Here is a 17274-nt window from a genome sequence, read left to right as displayed (position 1 = left end):
CCGATAATGCTGACGGAACAAGGCCGTTTTGCCATAAGAGCCGGCCCGACCGCAGGGTGGTTGAGGCCGCCCGCATGGCATGTTAGGTGATCCCTCAAGCGCGGGTGTAGCTCAATGGTAGAGCAGCAGCCTTCCAAGCTGAATACGAGGGTTCGATTCCCTTCACCCGCTCCAGCCCTACAACGCGAATATCAATTACGATTCAACGTGTTGCATCGAGCGCGGACTCCGTCAAGAGTCCGAAAAAGCTTTGCGCTCTTTTTTCTCGGGCGCACATAGGGCGCAACTTTTTTCGCAAGTCGTTGAAGTTTCGATAGAGCATCAGATTAAGCGGACGAAATCGCGAAGCATCGCGGCAGGGCTGTGTGATGGGGGCGATTACACTTTTCGATAAGTCATTCATCGAGATGCTCAACATTGATGAAGCGGCAATTTTCGACTGCCTCTACAGTTCTGTTATATGTCCGATATTTTATACGGAGGTTTTGGCTGACCTATCGAAGGAGCCACCTGGCCAGCGTTCGGCCGAACGGATAGTCGGCGACGTCGCGAAGAAGACGCCGATAATGCACGCAACGCCGAATGTGCTTCACACCACGATATGTATGGAAGAGTTGGCCGGCAACACCGTTGAAATGCACCACGTCCCAGTGAGATCCGGTGGGAAGCCAGTCCGAAGGCCAGACGGAACGGTCGGCGTCATCTATGACCAAGCACCAGAAGCAAGGGCGTTTGACCGTTGGCAGCGCGGCCAGTTCAGAGAAATCGAACGCGACTTCGCATTTGGTTGGAGAAAAAAGCTTCTCGAAGCGGATGGCGAACTTGCAGCGAAATTGACCCGCCAGATTCTTGCGATCACGCAAGAGCCGAAGAATCTGACGGAGGCATTGGCAATCGCTAGACAAGTTCTGCAAGGTGAAGGTCAGCGGTTCTTGCTTCTCAAGACGGCATATCTTCTTCTTGGGCTTGATCCGAGGCATTTTCATCGCGTCCAGGCGCGATGGGTTATGGCTGGACGTCCGCCTCTAGCCGAACGTTGAAGCGAAGTTCGGCACGTCCGACAACATCATGCCCTTGTAGCTCAAGGCCGTGCCCGGATTGACGACCCTGCCGTCCACCACAAGCTCCATCCCACCCAACAGCTTCATGACGAGCCCGGTCGCGGTGACGATGATGTCGGCCGCAAGCTCGTCTCCCGAGCGCAGCTTCAGGCCGGTCTCGCTAAAGGTCTCGATCTCATCGGTGACGACAGAGGCTTTGCCTTCCCGGATCGCCCTAAAAAGATCGCCGTCGGGCACAAGGCAGAGCCGCTGATCCCAGGGATCGTAGCGGGGCGTAAAGTGCCGAACGTCGATCCCGGGGCCGAGCTCGGCTTGTGCAAGCTCGATGATGCGTTTCTTCGCGGCTTCCGGCTTCTTGCGCGCGATGTTGTAGAAATACATCTGCAGCAGGATGCTCTTCCAGCGCGCGAGCGTATGCGCGACGCTCTCGGGCAGTTTCGCGTAGAGCCAGTTGGCGATCGCATCCTTTGCCGGGCGCGTCACGATATAGGTCGGCGAGCGCTGCAGCATCGTGACGTGCGCGGCCCTGTCGGCCATCGCCGGCACCAACGTGACGGCGGTGGCGCCGCTGCCGATCACGACGATACGCTTGCCGGCGTAGTCGAGATCCTCCGGCCATTTCTGCGGATGCACGATCTCGCCATTGAAGCACTCCATGCCCGCCCATCCGGGCATGTAGCCGGCGTCGTAGTCGTAATAGCCGCTGCACGTTTGCAGGAAGTTGCAGGTGTAGGTCAGCGTTTTGCCGCCGGGACCCTGGACCTCGAGCGTCCAGCGCGCCTCCGTCGACGACCACGACGCGTGCTTGACCTTGTGGTGATAACGGATCTTGCGGTCGATGCCGTATTCCCGGGCGGTGTCGTTGAGATAATCGAGAATCGAGGGGCCGTCAGCGATAGCCTTCTCGCCGCGCCATGGCCTGAAGCGATAGCCAAGCGTGTGCATGTCGGAATCGGAGCGGACGCCCGGATAGCGGAACAGGTCCCAGGTGCCGCCGATCGCGCCGCGCGCCTCCAGAATGATGAAGGATTTGCGCGGGCAGTCCCGCTGCAGGTGGTAGGCGACCCCGATTCCGGACAAGCCCGCGCCCACGATGATGACGTCGAAGTCGGTTTGGTCGGCCTCGGTTTGGCCGGCCCTCGGCTTGAACGTCGCGACGTTCGATTGCGCGCCGGAAGCGGCTGAATTGGCCGCCGTACGCACGGCCGACAATTCGGCGCCGAAGCTGTTCTCTCGTGCCTGCTCGGGCATTCCTAATATCTCCTTGGTCCGACGGTTATCCGTTGCGCATTCAGGTCTGCTTTGCTCCCGACTAGGGCGCTCTCGTCCAATCCATCGACCTGCAGATCAGTCCACCGGCAATGCAGCCCGAAGTGCTGAGGTTGGAGCCTTGGACGGACAGTTTGCCGGAATAGACAGAGCCGCTATCGGGGCCGATGGCTTTTCCGATCCAGGAGTTCGCGCCGGCAGGCTTCATGTCATAGAACACGCGCTGACCGATCTTGGCCTTTGAAGCGATACCCGGCTTCAGCCATATGATCGTTCCGCACATGGCGTCCCCACAGGAATCAAACCTCACCCGCGCTTCGCCGGTGTCGCGCAGCCAGGTGCCGGACAGCTCGTTTGCGAAACCGGGACTCGCAGCCGATAGGAAGACCGCCGCGAAATAGCTGAGGCGCTTGAGTTTCGTCACATTCCCCAGGGTCGCTGCGCCGCCGCCCGGTGCGAAGAATTGCTCTCGTGTCTGCGCAGGCATCCCTGCAATCTCCCTTGGTCCGACGATCATCCGGTGCATGTGTGGGTCTGTTCTCTTCTTCTGACATGCGCTATTGTCGGAATTAAATCATCTGACAATGCGGCTTGTCAAGTAGGGGAATGGGCAAGATCATGGCGACGGCACGGCAGTACGGAGGGCATTCCGCCGAGGAGCGGCGGTTGGCACGGCGGGAGCGGCTGATCGAAGCGGCGATCCGCGTTTATGGCGCGGTCGGCTATCGCAACGCGACCGTGAAGGCGGTGTGCGAGGCAGCGGAACTCACCGAGCGTTACTTCTACGAGTCGTTCGAAAGCAGCGAAGCGCTGCTGATTGCCGCCTTCGAGACTGTTTCGCATCGCCTGATCGATTGTCTCGACCGAATTCGGGCGGAACACACCGGGGTTGCTGACGAGCGTTGCCACGCGGTGCTGCGGACCTATTTTCAGGTCCTGAAGGACGACCCTGCGGGCGCCCGGCTGTTCGTGCTGGAGATCTCCCGGGTAGGACCGGCCGTCGATGAGGTCGGAGCGGCGTTGCTTCGCGAGTTCGGCGAGTTGTTGTCGCGAACGCTTGCGCCCAACGCAGGCGCGAGGCTGAAGAGGGGGGAGCTGGTCCGCGCCGGCGTGGTCGGTGCGGTGCTGCAGATCGCGAAAGTGTGGATTCGCAGCGGCTATGCGAAGAGCGTGGATGCGGTCGCAAGCGACGCACTGAAGATCTGCTGCGTGCTGGCGCAGTAAAATCAGGAACTCTCCTGATCACGAGCAAGGGGACCGAAGCATGGCACCCCGACGAGAATCATCGGTCGCGCGATCCCGGTCTTCCCATTTCACCGCCCCAGCTAGCGCTCGCGGCTCCACGGGAAAAGGGAGGCCGGGAAATCTGCCGCATAGCGGTGACCTATCGGCGGGCGGGGTTGTTCTTCCGGGGGATTCGGGTCGGGTTCCACCAGCTTCCGATAGAGATGCCAGGTGGCATGACCGAGCACGGGAAGAACGACAGCGAGACCGACGAAGGCCGGTATCGAACCGATCGCCAGCAGCACCGCAACAATCAGGCCCCATACGGCCATCGGAAATGGATTCTCCCTCACGGCCCGCAGCGACGTCCGGATTGCGTCGATTGCGGTCGCATGCCGGTCGAGCATCAACGGAAACGACACGACACTGACGCACAGGGCCACGACGGCGAACAGGAAGCCGACGCCGCAGCCGACGATGATGAGCGACCATCCCTCCGGCGTGGTCAATACACGCGTTGCGAAGTCAGGGATGGTTGCAGCCGGAGCGTGGCCGAAGGTTGCAATGTAGATCGCGTCCGCGGCGGCGATCCAGGTCCCGAACAGAACCAGCAGGAGTATGCCGAGTTCGAGCATGGCGCCGAAAGACGGTGCGCGCAGCACCTGCATCGCATCCCACGCAGCGGGTTCCTCGCCACGCTCGCGGCGGCGGCTGAGCTCGTAGAGGCCGAGCGCGGCAAAAGGACCGATCAGCGTGAAACCGGCGGCCAGCGGAAACAGCAGCGGCAGCACCGAATAACCAACAACCAGTCTGAACAGAACAAGACCGAGAACGGGATAAATCACGCACAGGACAACGGCGTGAGTTGGTATGGCCTTGAAGTCTTCCCAGCCCAGGCGCAGCGCGTCCCTCAAGTCGGAAAGGCCGATTTTGCGAACGACAAAGGCGGTGGAGACGCCGAACACCTGCAGTTTGGGTCTTGCGAATACTGTGGTCATGGCTCCGGTCTCCTTGCTTGTGATCGCAGGGGAACGGAGCGCCCTCAAAACGCGCGCATCCGCCTCGTGCGCGAAAATCGCGATCGAGCCCGGCAAATCAGGTTCAACGAGAAAGAGCTTTGCCGGACGACACTGTCGCGACCGGTACACTGAAGTTAGCGCGATATGCGATAGAAGCAAGATAGCGCTCGCGGTTGGGTGAATTGTGCATCTGCACAAATCGATTTGCTGCATTGCGTCATCGAATGGTGGTGCCGACGGGTGTTCTCCGGCTTGCGTTGCATTCGGGCCAACACACACCGGACAAAGGCGAGGCATACTCCTCTATTGACGCCGGGCTCGACGGGTACCATGTTAAAAACACTGAACGCCCCCAGCTCCGACGAGATGAGCGGTCGTGACGCCGTGTTCTGTGTCATCTTTTGACGTCGCGACCGGTTGAATGGGCGAGGCAAGAGGCACGGCGACGGCAAACCTGAAATCCGCCATCGCGACAGACGTGAGCTTCGCCCTTTGATTCGTATCCGCAGCCTTTAGTGGCAAGGATGAATGAGGGATGGCTGTAGCGATCATACTGCTGCTGGTTGCGGTCGCCTCGGTGCTGTTTCACATTTTCAGCCCATGGTGGTGGACACCGCTTGCCTCGAACTGGGGCTACATCGACGACACCATCACCCTGACCTTCTGGATCACCGGGGCCGTTTTCTCCGCGGTCGTCGTGTTCATGGCCTATTGTGTCTTCCGCTTTCGTCACACGGAGGGAAGGCGGGCAGCCTACAACCCCGAAAACAAGAAGCTCGAATGGTGGCTCAGCATCGGGACTGCGATCGGCGTCGCAGCCATGCTGGCACCCGGGCTGGTTGTCTGGCACCAGTTCGTCACCGTTCCGGCCGATGCGACCGAGGTCGAGGTCATGGGACAGCAGTGGATGTGGAGCTATCGGCTTCCCGGAAAGGACGGCCGGCTCGGGACTTCCGATGCCCGCAATGTCAGTTCCGACAATCCCATGGGGTTGAATCCCGACGATCCCGCCGGAAAAGACGACGTCGTCATTCAAAACGACGATTTGCACCTGCCGATTGGAAAACCGGTGAAGGTGTTGCTCCGCTCAATTGATGTCCTGCATGATTTCTATGTGCCCGAGTTTCGGGCCAAGATGGACATGATACCGGGCTCAGTCACGTATTACTGGTTCACGCCCACCCGCACCGGAACATTCGATGTTCTCTGCGCGGAACTCTGCGGCGCCGCGCATGCGCAGATGCGAAGCAAGGTCGTCGTCGAGGAAGAGAAGGAATATCACGCCTGGCTGGAGAAGCAGCACACGTTCGCCGAACTTTCGGGACAGCGCGACGTCGCGAAAGCGGCCTACAGGACAGGCAGTGAATGAAAATACCGACGAGGAGGCGCCGTCCATCGTGAGGCGAACTCGTCGTTGAACAGAAGACCAGGGAGGGTATTCCAATGGTCGATGTCCCGTTTGACACCGTTGCAGGCGTCCCGCCGGCTGAAGTGGGTGAGGTCGAGCTCTATCATCCGAGAAGCTGGTGGACGAGGTACGTCTTTTCGCAGGACGCCAAGGTTATCGCCATCCAGTATTCGATCACGGCGATGTCCATTGGAATGGTCGCGCTGGTGCTGTCATGGCTGATGCGGCTGCAACTGGGATTTCCCGGCACCTTTTCCTTCATTGATGCCAACCAATACCTGCAGTTCATCACCATGCACGGCATGATCATGGTGATCTACCTGCTCACGGCGTTGTTCCTCGGCGGCTTCGGCAACTACCTCATCCCGCTGATGGTCGGCGCCCGGGACATGGTGTTCCCCTATGTGAACATGCTGAGCTACTGGGTCTACCTGCTTGCGGTCGTGGTGCTGGCCGCGACCTTCTTCGTGCCCGGCGGGCCCACCGGCGCCGGCTGGACGCTGTACCCGCCCCAGGCGATTCTCTCCGGCACCCCCGGGCAGGATTGGGGCATCATCTTCATGCTGGCTTCCCTGATCCTGTTCATCATCGGTTTTACGATGGGCGGGCTCAATTATGTGGTGACGGTGCTGCAGGCGCGCACGCGCGGCATGACGTTGATGCGCTTGCCGTTGACGGTGTGGGGTATTTTCACGGCCACCGTCATGGCGCTGCTGGCCTTCCCGGCGCTGTTCGTCGCCTCGGTGATGCTGCTGCTCGACCGCCTCCTGGGAACCAGCTTCTTCATGCCCACGCTGGTCGAGATGGGCACGCTGACGAAATATGGCGGCGGCAGTCCGATCCTGTTCCAGCACCTGTTCTGGTTCTTCGGCCATCCCGAAGTCTACATCGTCGCGTTGCCGGCCTTCGGCATCATTTCCGATCTGATCAGCGTCCACGCGCGAAAGAACATCTTCGGCTATCGCATGATGGTCTGGGCCATCGTGGCAATCGGCGCGCTCAGCTTCGTCGTATGGGCGCACCACATGTATGTGAGCGGCATGCATCCGTATTTCGGATTCTTCTTCGCCACCACGACGCTGATCATCGCCATCCCGACCGCCATCAAGGTTTACAACTGGGTGCTGACCCTGTGGCGCGGCGACATTCATCTCACCGTCCCGATGCTGTTCGCGCTGGCGTTCATCATCACCTTCGTCAACGGTGGCCTGACCGGGCTGTTTCTCGGCAACGTGGTCGTGGACGTTCCGTTGTCCGACACGATGTTCGTTGTCGCCCACTTCCATATGGTGATGGGTATTGCGCCGATCATGGCCGTGTTCGGCGGAATCTATCATTGGTATCCGAAAGTCACCGGACGGATGCTCAATGAGGCGCTTGGACGATTCCACTTCTGGGTCTCCTTCCTCGGGGCCTATGCGGTCTTCTTCCCCATGCACTATCTCGGTCTGTTGGGCATGCCCCGCCGCTATCACGACATTGGCGAAACGTCCTTCATCCCGGCATCCGCCCATGACCTCAACGCGTTCATGAGCGTGGCGGCCTTGATTGTCGGCTTCGCCCAGCTCGTGTTCCTGTTCAATCTGATCTGGAGCCTGTTCAAGGGAAAAGAGGCCGGCGGCAATCCCTGGGGAGCGGCGTCGCTGGAATGGCAAACTCCGCAGACCCCGCCGGGGCATGGCAACTGGGGCAAGGAGCTCCCGATCGTCTATCGCTGGGCCTACGATTACAGCGTGCCCGGCGTCGCCAGGGATTTCGTGCCGCAAAATGAACCGCCGGCCGGATTGTCGGCGCAGGGGTCCCATCCATGAGCGCCATCATCCTGTTCTTGGCTGGAATAGCGGCGATTGCGGGATGGTGGCTCTCACAGCAACGGCTGACAGCCAAGCCCTGGCTGGAGGAAGGACTGATCGTCGATCTTCGTGAGGAGAGCACGTCGTTCCTGCCGCCGGCGAAAATCGGATTGGGCGTGTTTCTCGCGGTCGTCGGCTCGTTGTTCGCGCTGTTCATCAGCGCTTACTCCATGCGCATGAACATGGTGGACTGGCGGGCGCTGCCGATGCCGCGGCTGCTGTGGTTCAACACGGCCGTCCTGGTCCTGAGCAGTGTGGCGCTGCAAGCGGCACACATGGCCGCGCGCCGGCGCGACATCGACGGCGTCATCGTCGGCCTGTGCGCAGGCGGAGCCTCTGCCGTTACATTCCTGATCGGGCAGCTCCTGGCGTGGCGCGAACTCAGTGCTGCGGGGTATTTCCTCGCGTCCAATCCAGCCAATTCGTTCTTCTACCTGATCACGGCGGTGCACGGCTTGCATCTGATGGGCGGTCTCGTGGCCCTCGGAAGAACGACTGCCAAGGTGTGGCACGGCGTGGCGGTAACCCAGGTGCGCCTGAGCGTGGAACTCTGCGCCATCTACTGGCATTTCCTGCTGTTGGTCTGGCTGGTACTGCTCGGCCTGCTGACGGGCTGGACCGACAATTTCGTCGACATCTGTCGCCAGTTGCTGAGCTAGGGAGGGCTGAGACCCAATGGCAGAGACCGCGCTGACAAACACCGGAACATCGATCACCCGGCCTGAGGGCTGGCGAGGCATCGCCGCCGACTGGTCCTCGGATCAGCGCGCCTTCAAGAATGTTTCCTGGGGGAAGGCCATGATGTGGATCTTCCTCCTCAGCGACACCTTCATCTTCAGCTGTTTTTTGCTGTCGTACATGACGGCGCGTATGTCCACGACCGTGCCGTGGCCCAATCCCAGCGAGGTCTTCGCCCTCACGATCGGGGATAAGAAAATCCCGCTCATCCTGATCGCCATCATGACCTTCATCCTGATCAGCAGCAGCGGGACGATGGCGATGGCCGTCAATTTCGGTTACCGCCGTGATCGCGCCAAGACTGCAGCCTTGATGCTGGCGACGGCGGCATTCGGCGCGACGTTCGTCGGGATGCAGGCGTTCGAATGGACCAAGCTGATCATGGAGGGCGTCCGGCCCTGGGGCAATCCCTGGGGTGCGGCGCAGTTTGGATCAAGCTTTTTCATGATCACCGGCTTCCATGGCACCCACGTGACGATCGGCGTGATTTTCCTGATCGCCATTGCGCGAAAGGTTTTGCGGGGAGACTTCGATGTCGAAAGGCGCGGTTTTTTCACAAGCCGGAAAGGGCATTACGAGATCGTCGAAATCACCGGCCTGTACTGGCACTTCGTCGATCTCGTGTGGGTGTTCATCTTTGCGCTTTTTTATCTCTGGTGAGGTCGCAGCATGACAAACGTCGCGGTACATCTGGAAGCGCAGCAACACTCGCTGCAGGCTCACGCGCATGACGCACTCGCATCAGGAACCACGCACGCAAAGGGCCAGCAGCATCCGATCAAGCTTTATCTCGTGGTCTGGGGATGGTTGTTCGTGCTCAGCACCTGCTCCTATCTCGTCGACTATTTTGGCCTCCATGGCTATCTCCGATGGTCGCTGATCCTGCTGTTCATGGTGTTGAAGGCCGGTCTGATCGTCGCCGTCTTCATGCACATGGCCTGGGAGCGGCTGGCCCTGGCCTACGCGATCCTGCTGCCGCCGGTATTGGTGTTGGTGTTTGTGGCGATCATGGTGTTCGAATCCGACTACACGCATCTCCTCCGGGTCGTATTCTTCGCGCCAACGGCCTAGCCACCATTGCCTCGTACCAGAAGGAGAACGGCCATGACCACCTACGTCATGCTTGCAAATTGGACCGAGCAAGGCATCCTGAAGGCGAAGGACTCGCCACGTCGCCTGGACGCTGCGAAGAAAGCTCTCAAGGATATGAGCGGCGAGTTCAAATCGTTCTACCTGACCATGGGCGACTATGACATGGTCGCGATCTACGAAGCTCCGGACGATGCCGTGGCGGCACGTTTCAACCTGCAACTGGGCATGCTGGGAAACATCCGGACGCGCACGCTGAAGGCGTTTCCCGAAGCGGCTTACCGGGAAATCATCAACTCGCTGGGCTAGTCTGCTCGCTACACGATTGCAGCGAGGATTTGGTCGGGAGGAGGCGTCGCCAGACTAGAGATTGACCGGCGGATATCGGACGCCGGGTAGCTGAGGGGGCCTTGGCTGGCGCCGCGCCGAGTTCCCTTTACGCCCCGTTCATCCTTCCAACCGATGGCAGCCCTTCGGCTCAGTGCGCCCGCAAGCCGCGAGACGGATAGCTGTATGCCGCCAATGCAGGGCTCGGCACCGGAAAATAGTGTATCCGCTGGCATCGAAAAGCGCCGGGTGGTTGATCCCGGACGACTTGGCCAAGAATTCCGGAGGAACGTTTCATGTCGGCTCTGCCACTCCAAGGCATCAAAATTCTCGATCTGACGCGCGTGCTGGCGGGCCCGCTGTCGGCGCAGATGCTGGGGGATCTCGGCGCCGAGGTGATCAAGATCGAACGGCCGGGCGGCGGCGACGATGCGCGCGCCTTCGGCCCGCCTTATCTGGTCGACCCCGAGGGCAAGGAGAAGAACAACAACTCGTTCTATCTGTGCGCCAACCGCAACAAGAAGTCGGTCACCGTCAATATCGCGACGGAAGAAGGCCAGGCGATCATCCGCGAGCTCGCAAAATCCTGCGACGTGATGATGGAGAATTACAAGGTCGGCGATCTCAAGCGCTACAAGCTCGACTACGACACGATCAAGGCCATCAATCCCGGCATCATCTATTGCTCGGTGACCGGCTTCGGCCAGACCGGGCCCTATGCGCCGCGCGCCGGCTACGACGCGATTCTGCAGGCGATGGGCGGGCTGATGAGCGTCACCGGCCATCTCGACGGCGAGCCGGGCGCAGGTCCCATGAAGGTCGGCCCCTCCATCGTCGACTACATGACCGGCATGAACTCTTCGATCGGGATTCTCTCCGCGCTGTATCATCGCGACGCCAATGGCGGCGAGGGGCAACATGTCGACGTCTGCCTGTTCGACACCGTGATCGCCTCGCTGTCGCATTGGGCGCAAATCTATCTCGTCAACGGCAAGACGCCGCCGCGGCGCGGCACCTGGGGCAATGGCGGCATGCCCGCGGGCGTTTTCCGCTGCACCGACGGCGAATTGATGCTGGTCGTCGGTAACGACGGCCAGTACGCGCGCACCTGCGCGGTGCTCGGCAGCCCGGAACTTGCGACTGATCCGCGGTTCGTCAAGAACAACGATCGCGTCGTTCACGGCAAGGAGATCATGGCGCTGTTCGCCGGCCTGTTCCTGAAAAAGCCCGTGGCTTACTGGCTGGACGAACTGGAGAAGGCCGGCGTTCCCTGCGGACCGATCAACGATTTCGCGCAGGTGTTCGCCGACCCGCACGTCCGCGCGCGCGGCATGGAGATCAAGGTCGACCATCCCTTCGAACATGCGCTGTCGCTGATCCGCAATCCCCTGACATTCTCCGGCACCCCGGTGAAGGACTACCGCGCGCCGCCGCTGCTCGGCGCCAACACGAAGGATGTGCTGGCGACGATCGGGTATGACGATGCGAAGGTCGATGCGCTGAAGAAGCAGGGGATCGTCTGACCGCGACCGGAACACTTCGACTACCTTCGAAGCATGATCGAGGCAAATGACATTAGTCTTGCGCCGTCGATCCGCCAACCGAAGGTGCCCCGCGATGAAACGAGAAGCGCTCCGCGTCGAACCGATCTCCTCTTATCTCGACCGGTGAGGGCGGCCGCCGGGATCGCCGGTGACGCGTGCCGGCAACATGATCTTCGTCTCCGGCCTGCCGCCGTTTGATCCCGAGACCGGCGACATCCTGCCGGCGCCGATCGAACGCCAGACCGAACTCGTTCTCGAACAGATGAAGCTTTGCCTCGCTGCCGCCGGCGCGTCGCTCGACAATGTGATGAAGTGCAACGTGTTCAGCACCTCCGCAAAGCACTTCGCCGCCGTCAATGCGGTCTACCGGCGCTATTTCCCGGAAAATCCGCCGGCGCGCATCTTCGTCTGCATCCCGGAATGGACCGGGCCGTTCGACATCGAGATCGATTGCATCGCGATGATCTGATCTGGTCCCAGATCCCAGCCTTCCGCCAGCGCACGAACCGATTGTAGCAGGTCGTGTGGGGTCCATAGTTCTCCGGAAGGTCACGCCAGGGAATTTACTTCCGCTTTCGGCGGCACAGCGGACATGGCCGGGCTTGGTCGCTGCCCGGCCCCGTCGCGAACGACCCACAACGAACTCTAGTCGCCTGCCGAGAAACTACGTGGGCAAACCCTCTTGACCTCTTCCGGGGGAAGCTCTCGATGCTTCAAAGCCCGCCGGTTCACGCTGGCGGGCTTTCGCCAAATCGTTAACCGTCGCACATGAATTTAGCGCATTCGATACGCGTCGAACGCGTGAGCCAGGAAAACGCCGATGCTGAAAAAGATGCAGATTGCGGTAACCGCCTCGGTCATCGCTTTGCCCCCTGGCTTGAGATGCCGGAAAGGGCGGCTCGAAGGAACTGGCGATAAATCGCGTTGAGAATGAGGACCAACATGATCGCATCCCGTTGTTGGATCTGGGATCATGAGAGCACCTGTTCGTTTCTGGGTATCTTCACCGAGCTGGGAAAATGGCTTCGTTGGCTTCGCGCCATGTTTCGTCGCGGGGCCCTTCACGAAGCGGCTTCACGGGATTGCGAGTTCCGCCAGGGGCATTTTCTCTCCACCCGTTCCCATAGGCGCCTGTTCGAACTGCGGCCTGACGTCGGCGCCGCGGCGCCCGCAAGCCTGACAGGTAAACTTAGGTTCCAGATCAGACAGCCGGATATCGTCGGACCAGCGATCGGAGTCGATAGCGACAGAATGGGCGCAACGACAGTCGGCGCAATAATATAATAGTGTAATTTGGGTAGGGGGCGATTCATCGTCGGCACCAGAGGCTAGGCAGCCGGCGGCGCCGGTGACCGGAGCGGGGATGGGAAACGGGGCGTTGGCTACTGGCCCCAAGCTACCGCGCCCATCCTCGCCTCTACCAAAGGGGGGCCTAAATGCGGAGTTTTGATTTTCGGATTGGGAAAATTCTCTGAACTCCAGTGGAGCAAGAGGCGGCTGCGCCAAGCAATTACCTGCTATCCAAGAAAAGGACAGTGTAACTGTCACACCCACCATCATGAGATACTCGGGTTTCACCACGCGCTCCAACGCGGTTTGGGCTGCAACCGCGTTATAGGGATTCCATTTCGAGATTTTGCTGAAACAAGAATCTTCCGAGGGGAATGTTTCAAGCCAAGGGGAGTTAATATGTGCAGCTGGAGGTATCGCCGGAATAAGAGAGCCGGAGGCACGAAATGATCAAATCAGTAATCAGGTTGACGACGTTGGCAACGTTTCTGATGGCGCTAAATGCTCCAGCCTCGTTCACCCCAGCTTTTGGGGCTGGAGGAGGAGGTGGTGGTGGAGGCGGTCCTGACCCGAAGGACCAAGGCTCGTCTTATTACCCCCGTTCGTCTTACCCGCAGCCGTCGGGCACCAAAGCCACCCATAAGGTCAAGAAGACCAGCAAGCAATCTGCCTTCGAAGACCCCGTTTTTGCCAAGGGTTACCGCGAAGCCTATGTGACGATCTATGACCGCAACGACTATGCCGCGGCCATCGAGCAGCTAAAGGCGCTCGGCCATGACGACCATCCGAATGTGGCCAATCTGATCGGCTATTCCTACCGCAAGCTCGGCGACTACAAGCTCGCGCAAGTCTGGTACGAGCGCGCACTGAAATCGGATCCGAACCATGTGCTGACCTGGCAGTATTACGGCCTGTGGCAGATCGAACAGGGTAACCGCGATCAGGCGCAGTACCATCTAAGCCGTATCGCCGCGATTTGCGGCACCGATTGCGCGGAGTATCGGTCGTTGGCGGAGGCACTGGAAAAACCGCCCGGCACTGGTCTCGTTTATTGAGTATAGCTGCAACACCATTCGGTGAGCACGTCGGCCGCTAAGGGCAATGTCTGAGTTTGGCACTTTCCGCTATTCCGACCGTGCTTGAGTATGTCGGTTATTGATAGCAAAGCGAAAGTGCAAAAGACGCGGGTCGAAGGACAACACCTTTACCCGGTGCTGGTTTGAGCCAATACGATGCCCGTTCCGGACGAGAAGTTGGGAGCGACGAGCCATGCACGGCATGAAAGCCTACTTGCCTCCGCTTGCGCGCTTGTTGATGTCTAGCCTATTCATCTGGGACGGCATCTTCCAGCTGCGCGATCCGAGCGGAACGGCAAAGTATTTTGCGAACGTCCACGTACCAATTCCCGATGTGGCGGTTTGGATTTCTATCGTTTTCCATCTTCTCGCTGGATTGGGCATCCTAGTTGGTTTCAAGATTCGGTGGGTGGCTGCAGCGCTCGTCGTTTTTTGCCTAGGCACCGGCTTTGGCGTCCACCTGGCGGCCGGGGACTTCAACAACATGATCCACTTCTATAAGAACTTAGTGATGGCAGGCGGCTTCCTTTACGTGATGACCTACGGCGCGGGTGCCATGAGCATCAACGGTGTGGACGAAGCGTAGTTAGGGCGCTGCTGATAAGCCTCCAAAGCAGGTCAGTGAAGTTAAGCCGTGCCGCTCAGACGGGCTGGATCCACTCCTGAGAAAGCTGAACTTGTCGTCCCCGTGCGATTCGTGACGTCATTTCAACGATCCGGCGCCGTTGCGATTAATGATCGCCCTCTGCGCAATTCATTCTGGCCCCCGCGTCTCGCGGCTGATTCGCCGTTAATGGTTGGTTTAGTTCCCGGCATGATCATTGGGGACCACAAGGGGTCCGATCATGCAATTGCACCAGGCGAATACCTTGGAAGAGATCCGGCCGGCTTCGCCTGCAATTCGTGGCACCGGTATTAAGCGGCGCCGGGCGCTGCGCCGCGGGGAGAGCGAGGTGGCGGCAATCTGCGGTCGCTTGCGCGGACAAGAATGTAACGAGAGGGCAGGCCGCCGACGTCGTTGTATGATTTTTGGGTGACCATCCGGAGGTGAGGAATAGGAGCGCTTCCTCTTTAGCCTTCTGCGCTGAAAGAAGCTTTTCCATGCTCCAAGCCGGGGCAAAGCGGACATTGGTCAAGCCCGCACCAATCAAGTTCGAGTATGAGTACGTGCCCTAGGTTACAGGTCTTGCCGGGTGAGGCGTCCATGCGGCGCCAACGGCTTGGCCGACGCCTTGCTCGTCGCTCCGCCCCCCGTCAGCGCCATCACCGACACCGCGACCACGCGGTCCACGATCGCCTGGACGTCGTTGAGGTCGCACTGGCCTTCCGACAATTTCGTCAGCCGCTCTTTTTCGCGGATGGTGTGGTGCGACATCGCCAGCGCGAAGTGCAGGCCCCAATAGAGTTCGGTGTCGTCGCGGCCCGGCATCGCGCGGCGCATCGCGGCGATGAATTTCCGCAAATGATCGACCTCGCGATTCTTGATGCGGCGGATCGGCGGCACCGATTCGATCGAGGCCCGGATCATGAAGCGTGCCGCGGTCGAGCCTTCGCGGTCGGGCCCGAGGCAGCCGCGCAGGGTCGGCCCGACCAGCGCGTGCATGATGGCGTCGATGCCGGCGCGGCCGCCGCCTTTTTCCTCCGCCGCCTTCAATTCATTGAGCCGCTCGCGGTTGGTGGCGAGGCTGCGGGTGACGAACAGCTCGGCGATCAGTTCGTCCTTGGAGCCGAAATGATAGTTCACCGCGGCGAGGTTGACGTTCGCCTCGGCCACGATGTCGCGCAGCGTCACGTCGCCAAAGCCGCGATCGGCATAGAGCCGTTCGGCGGCGGCAAGAATGGCATTGCGGGTATGATCACTCGCCATGGGTTACCCCCTCGCAGGGAGTTGCAATTCAAACAGTTGTATGAAACTATCGTTTGAAGAGCCGGAAATGTCAATCGCGTTCGTGCGGCGCCGTCATTTTGGCTCACCCGGCTACCGGCCGCCGCAGACGACTATGATCTTGCGGCGGCGGGGTGGCGGGCAGACAGTGCCGCCCAAAGATTTCAAAGGTGAGGGAGCGTCCCATGGACTTCAATATGTCAGACCGCCAGAAAGATTGGCTCAACCGCGTGCAGTCGTTCATGACCAAGCACGTCCGCCCCGCGGTGCCGATCTACAAGCAGCAGGACGAGGAAGGTCCGCGCTGGAAGGTGATCCCGGTTCTGGAAGATCTGAAGAAGAAGGCGAAGGCCGAAGGCCTCTGGAACATGTTCATGCCGCCGTCGGCGCATGAGGACGACGAATTCCGCGGCGCGGGATTGAGCAATCTCGAATACGCGCCGCTGGCCGAGGAAATGGGCCACATCAGCTGGGCATCGGAAGTGTTCAACTGTTCCGCCCCCGATACCGGCAACATGGAAGTGTTCATGCGCTATGCCTCCAAGGAGCAGAAGCGCAAATGGCTGCGCCCGCTGATGGATGGCGAGATCCGTTCCGCCTTCCTGATGACGGAACCCGCGGTTGCTTCCTCGGACGCCACCAATATCGAGACCCGGATCGAGAAAGACGGCGATCATTACGTCATCAACGGCCGCAAATGGTGGTCGTCCGGTGTCGGCGATCCCCGCTGCAAGATCGCGATCCTGATGGGCAAGACCGATCCGAAGGCCGCACGCCACCAGCAGCAGTCGCAGATCCTGGTGCCGCTCGACACTCCCGGCATCAAGGTGGAAAAAATGCTGCCGGTGTTCGGCTACGACGATGCGCCGCATGGCCACGCCCAGGTGCTGCTCGAGAACGTCCGCGTTCCCGCCGAAAACATCCTGCTCGGCGAGGGCAGGGGCTTTGAGATCGCGCAGGGCCGGCTCGGCCCGGGCCGCATCCATCATTGCATGCGTACGATCGGCAAGGCCGAAGAGGCGCTGGAGAAGATGGTGAAGCGGTTGTCGTCGCGCTCGGCGTTCGGCAGGAAGATCGTCGAATATTCGATCTGGGAACAGCGCATTGCCGAAGCCCGCACCGATATCGAGATGAATCGCCTGCTATGCCTCAAGGCCGCCGACATGATGGACAAGGTCGGCAACAAGACCGCGCAGCTCGAGATCGCCATGATCAAGGTCGCCGCACCGAACATGGCGCTGAAGATCATCGACCAGGCAATCCAGGCCTATGGCGGCGCCGGCGTTTCCGACGATGCGGGCCTCGCGCGCGATTATGCCTCCATGCGCACGATGCGGCTGGCGGATGGTCCGGACGAAGTCCATAACCGCGCCATTGCCAGACTTGAACTTCGGAAGTATGCAAACACGTCGCACTAACGCATGATCCGGAAAAGTGGATACCGGTTTTCCGAAAAGATCATGCGCAAACAAAAACGATAGGGCAGGATGA

15 protein-coding genes, 1 tRNA gene and 3 pseudogenes are annotated in these 17274 nt (G+C 60.1%); 14 read left to right on the top strand and 5 right to left on the bottom strand.

Going from position 1 to position 17274, the window contains the following annotated elements; translation table 11 throughout:
• The first annotated feature begins 100 nt into the window (after window positions 1–100).
• Window positions 101–174, top strand: a tRNA-Gly gene (locus tag NL528_RS28265).
• 194 nt (window positions 175–368) lie between these two features.
• Window positions 369–1040 (top strand): hypothetical protein, encoded by a 672-nt coding sequence (locus NL528_RS28260; protein WP_309177690.1) that lies wholly within the window; start codon window positions 369–371, stop codon window positions 1038–1040.
• Here the strand turns inward: NL528_RS28260 and NL528_RS28255 are convergent.
• A pseudogene (locus NL528_RS28255) lies at window positions 1029–2159 on the bottom strand (flavin-containing monooxygenase); the annotation flags it as partial. The gene NL528_RS28260 and the pseudogene NL528_RS28255 overlap by 12 nt on opposite strands.
• Window positions 2160–2373: 214 nt before the next feature.
• The gene (locus NL528_RS28250; protein ID WP_309177689.1) at window positions 2374–2817 is read right to left on the bottom strand and encodes a DUF2147 domain-containing protein; all 444 of its coding nucleotides are present in this window, start codon (window positions 2815–2817) and stop codon (window positions 2374–2376) included.
• 119 nt (window positions 2818–2936) lie between these two features.
• Between NL528_RS28250 and NL528_RS28245 the strand changes: the two genes are divergently transcribed.
• Window positions 2937–3554 (top strand): TetR/AcrR family transcriptional regulator, encoded by a 618-nt coding sequence (locus NL528_RS28245; protein WP_309177688.1) that lies wholly within the window; start codon window positions 2937–2939, stop codon window positions 3552–3554.
• Between the two features lie 101 nt (window positions 3555–3655).
• Here the strand turns inward: NL528_RS28245 and NL528_RS28240 are convergent, their stop codons facing one another.
• The gene (locus tag NL528_RS28240) at window positions 3656–4552 is read right to left on the bottom strand and encodes a DUF2189 domain-containing protein (RefSeq protein ID WP_309177687.1); all 897 of its coding nucleotides are present in this window, start codon (window positions 4550–4552) and stop codon (window positions 3656–3658) included.
• 556 nt (window positions 4553–5108) lie between these two features.
• Here NL528_RS28240 and coxB point away from each other — a divergent pair.
• The 8 genes and pseudogenes from coxB (at window position 5109) to NL528_RS28200 (ending at window position 12001) form a co-directional block, all read left to right on the top strand.
• Window positions 5109–5942 carry a cytochrome c oxidase subunit II gene (gene coxB / locus NL528_RS28235; protein ID WP_309177686.1) on the top strand — a complete coding sequence of 278 codons (834 nt, stop codon included), beginning with the start codon at window positions 5109–5111 and terminating at the stop codon, window positions 5940–5942.
• 74 nt (window positions 5943–6016) lie between these two features.
• Window positions 6017–7792 (top strand): cbb3-type cytochrome c oxidase subunit I, encoded by a 1776-nt coding sequence (locus NL528_RS28230; protein WP_309177685.1) that lies wholly within the window; start codon window positions 6017–6019, stop codon window positions 7790–7792.
• Window positions 7789–8493 carry a cytochrome c oxidase subunit 3 gene (locus NL528_RS28225; protein ID WP_309177684.1) on the top strand — a complete coding sequence of 235 codons (705 nt, stop codon included), beginning with the start codon at window positions 7789–7791 and terminating at the stop codon, window positions 8491–8493. Before NL528_RS28230 ends, NL528_RS28225 begins: the two co-directional genes overlap by 4 nt.
• A 16-nt stretch (window positions 8494–8509) precedes the next feature.
• Window positions 8510–9232, top strand: coding sequence for a heme-copper oxidase subunit III family protein (locus tag NL528_RS28220; RefSeq protein ID WP_309177683.1), 723 nt, complete (start codon window positions 8510–8512; stop codon window positions 9230–9232).
• A gap of 9 nt (window positions 9233–9241) precedes the next feature.
• Entirely contained in the window at window positions 9242–9643 is a 402-nt protein-coding gene (locus NL528_RS28215; RefSeq protein ID WP_309177682.1) for a cytochrome C oxidase subunit IV family protein, read from the top strand.
• Window positions 9644–9676: 33 nt separating this feature from the next.
• A complete protein-coding gene (locus tag NL528_RS28210; RefSeq protein WP_309177681.1) occupies window positions 9677–9970 on the top strand; it encodes a GYD domain-containing protein in 294 nt (97 codons plus the stop codon).
• A gap of 314 nt (window positions 9971–10284) precedes the next feature.
• Window positions 10285–11511, top strand: coding sequence for a CaiB/BaiF CoA-transferase family protein (locus NL528_RS28205; RefSeq protein WP_309177680.1), 1227 nt, complete (start codon window positions 10285–10287; stop codon window positions 11509–11511).
• Window positions 11512–11605: 94 nt separating this feature from the next.
• A pseudogene (locus NL528_RS28200) lies at window positions 11606–12001 on the top strand (RidA family protein).
• On the opposite strand, the pseudogene NL528_RS28195 reads toward NL528_RS28200, so the two are convergent.
• Window positions 12000–12092 (bottom strand): annotated as a pseudogene (locus NL528_RS28195) (transposase); the annotation flags it as partial. The pseudogenes NL528_RS28200 and NL528_RS28195 sit on opposite strands and share 2 nt — an antisense overlap.
• A 1176-nt stretch (window positions 12093–13268) precedes the next feature.
• Here NL528_RS28195 and NL528_RS28190 point away from each other — a divergent pair.
• The gene (locus NL528_RS28190) at window positions 13269–13877 is read left to right on the top strand and encodes a tetratricopeptide repeat protein (protein ID WP_309177679.1); all 609 of its coding nucleotides are present in this window, start codon (window positions 13269–13271) and stop codon (window positions 13875–13877) included.
• Between the two features lie 214 nt (window positions 13878–14091).
• Window positions 14092–14484, top strand: a complete 393-nt coding sequence (locus NL528_RS28185; protein ID WP_309177678.1) for a DoxX family protein — start codon at window positions 14092–14094, stop codon at window positions 14482–14484.
• A 591-nt stretch (window positions 14485–15075) separates the two neighbouring features.
• On the opposite strand, the gene NL528_RS28180 is transcribed toward NL528_RS28185, so the two are convergent.
• Window positions 15076–15765 (bottom strand): TetR/AcrR family transcriptional regulator, encoded by a 690-nt coding sequence (locus tag NL528_RS28180; protein ID WP_309177677.1) that lies wholly within the window; start codon window positions 15763–15765, stop codon window positions 15076–15078.
• A 203-nt stretch (window positions 15766–15968) separates the two neighbouring features.
• On the opposite strand from NL528_RS28180, the gene NL528_RS28175 reads away from it, so the two are divergent.
• A complete protein-coding gene (locus tag NL528_RS28175) occupies window positions 15969–17201 on the top strand; it encodes an acyl-CoA dehydrogenase family protein (protein ID WP_074275862.1) in 1233 nt (410 codons plus the stop codon).
• The last annotated feature ends 73 nt before the right edge of the window (window positions 17202–17274 follow it).

The sequence above is a fragment of the Bradyrhizobium sp. Ash2021 genome, assembly GCF_031202265.1.
Classification (GTDB): Bacteria; Pseudomonadota; Alphaproteobacteria; order Rhizobiales; family Xanthobacteraceae; genus Bradyrhizobium.
This window is presented reverse-complemented; position numbering and strand designations above follow the sequence as displayed.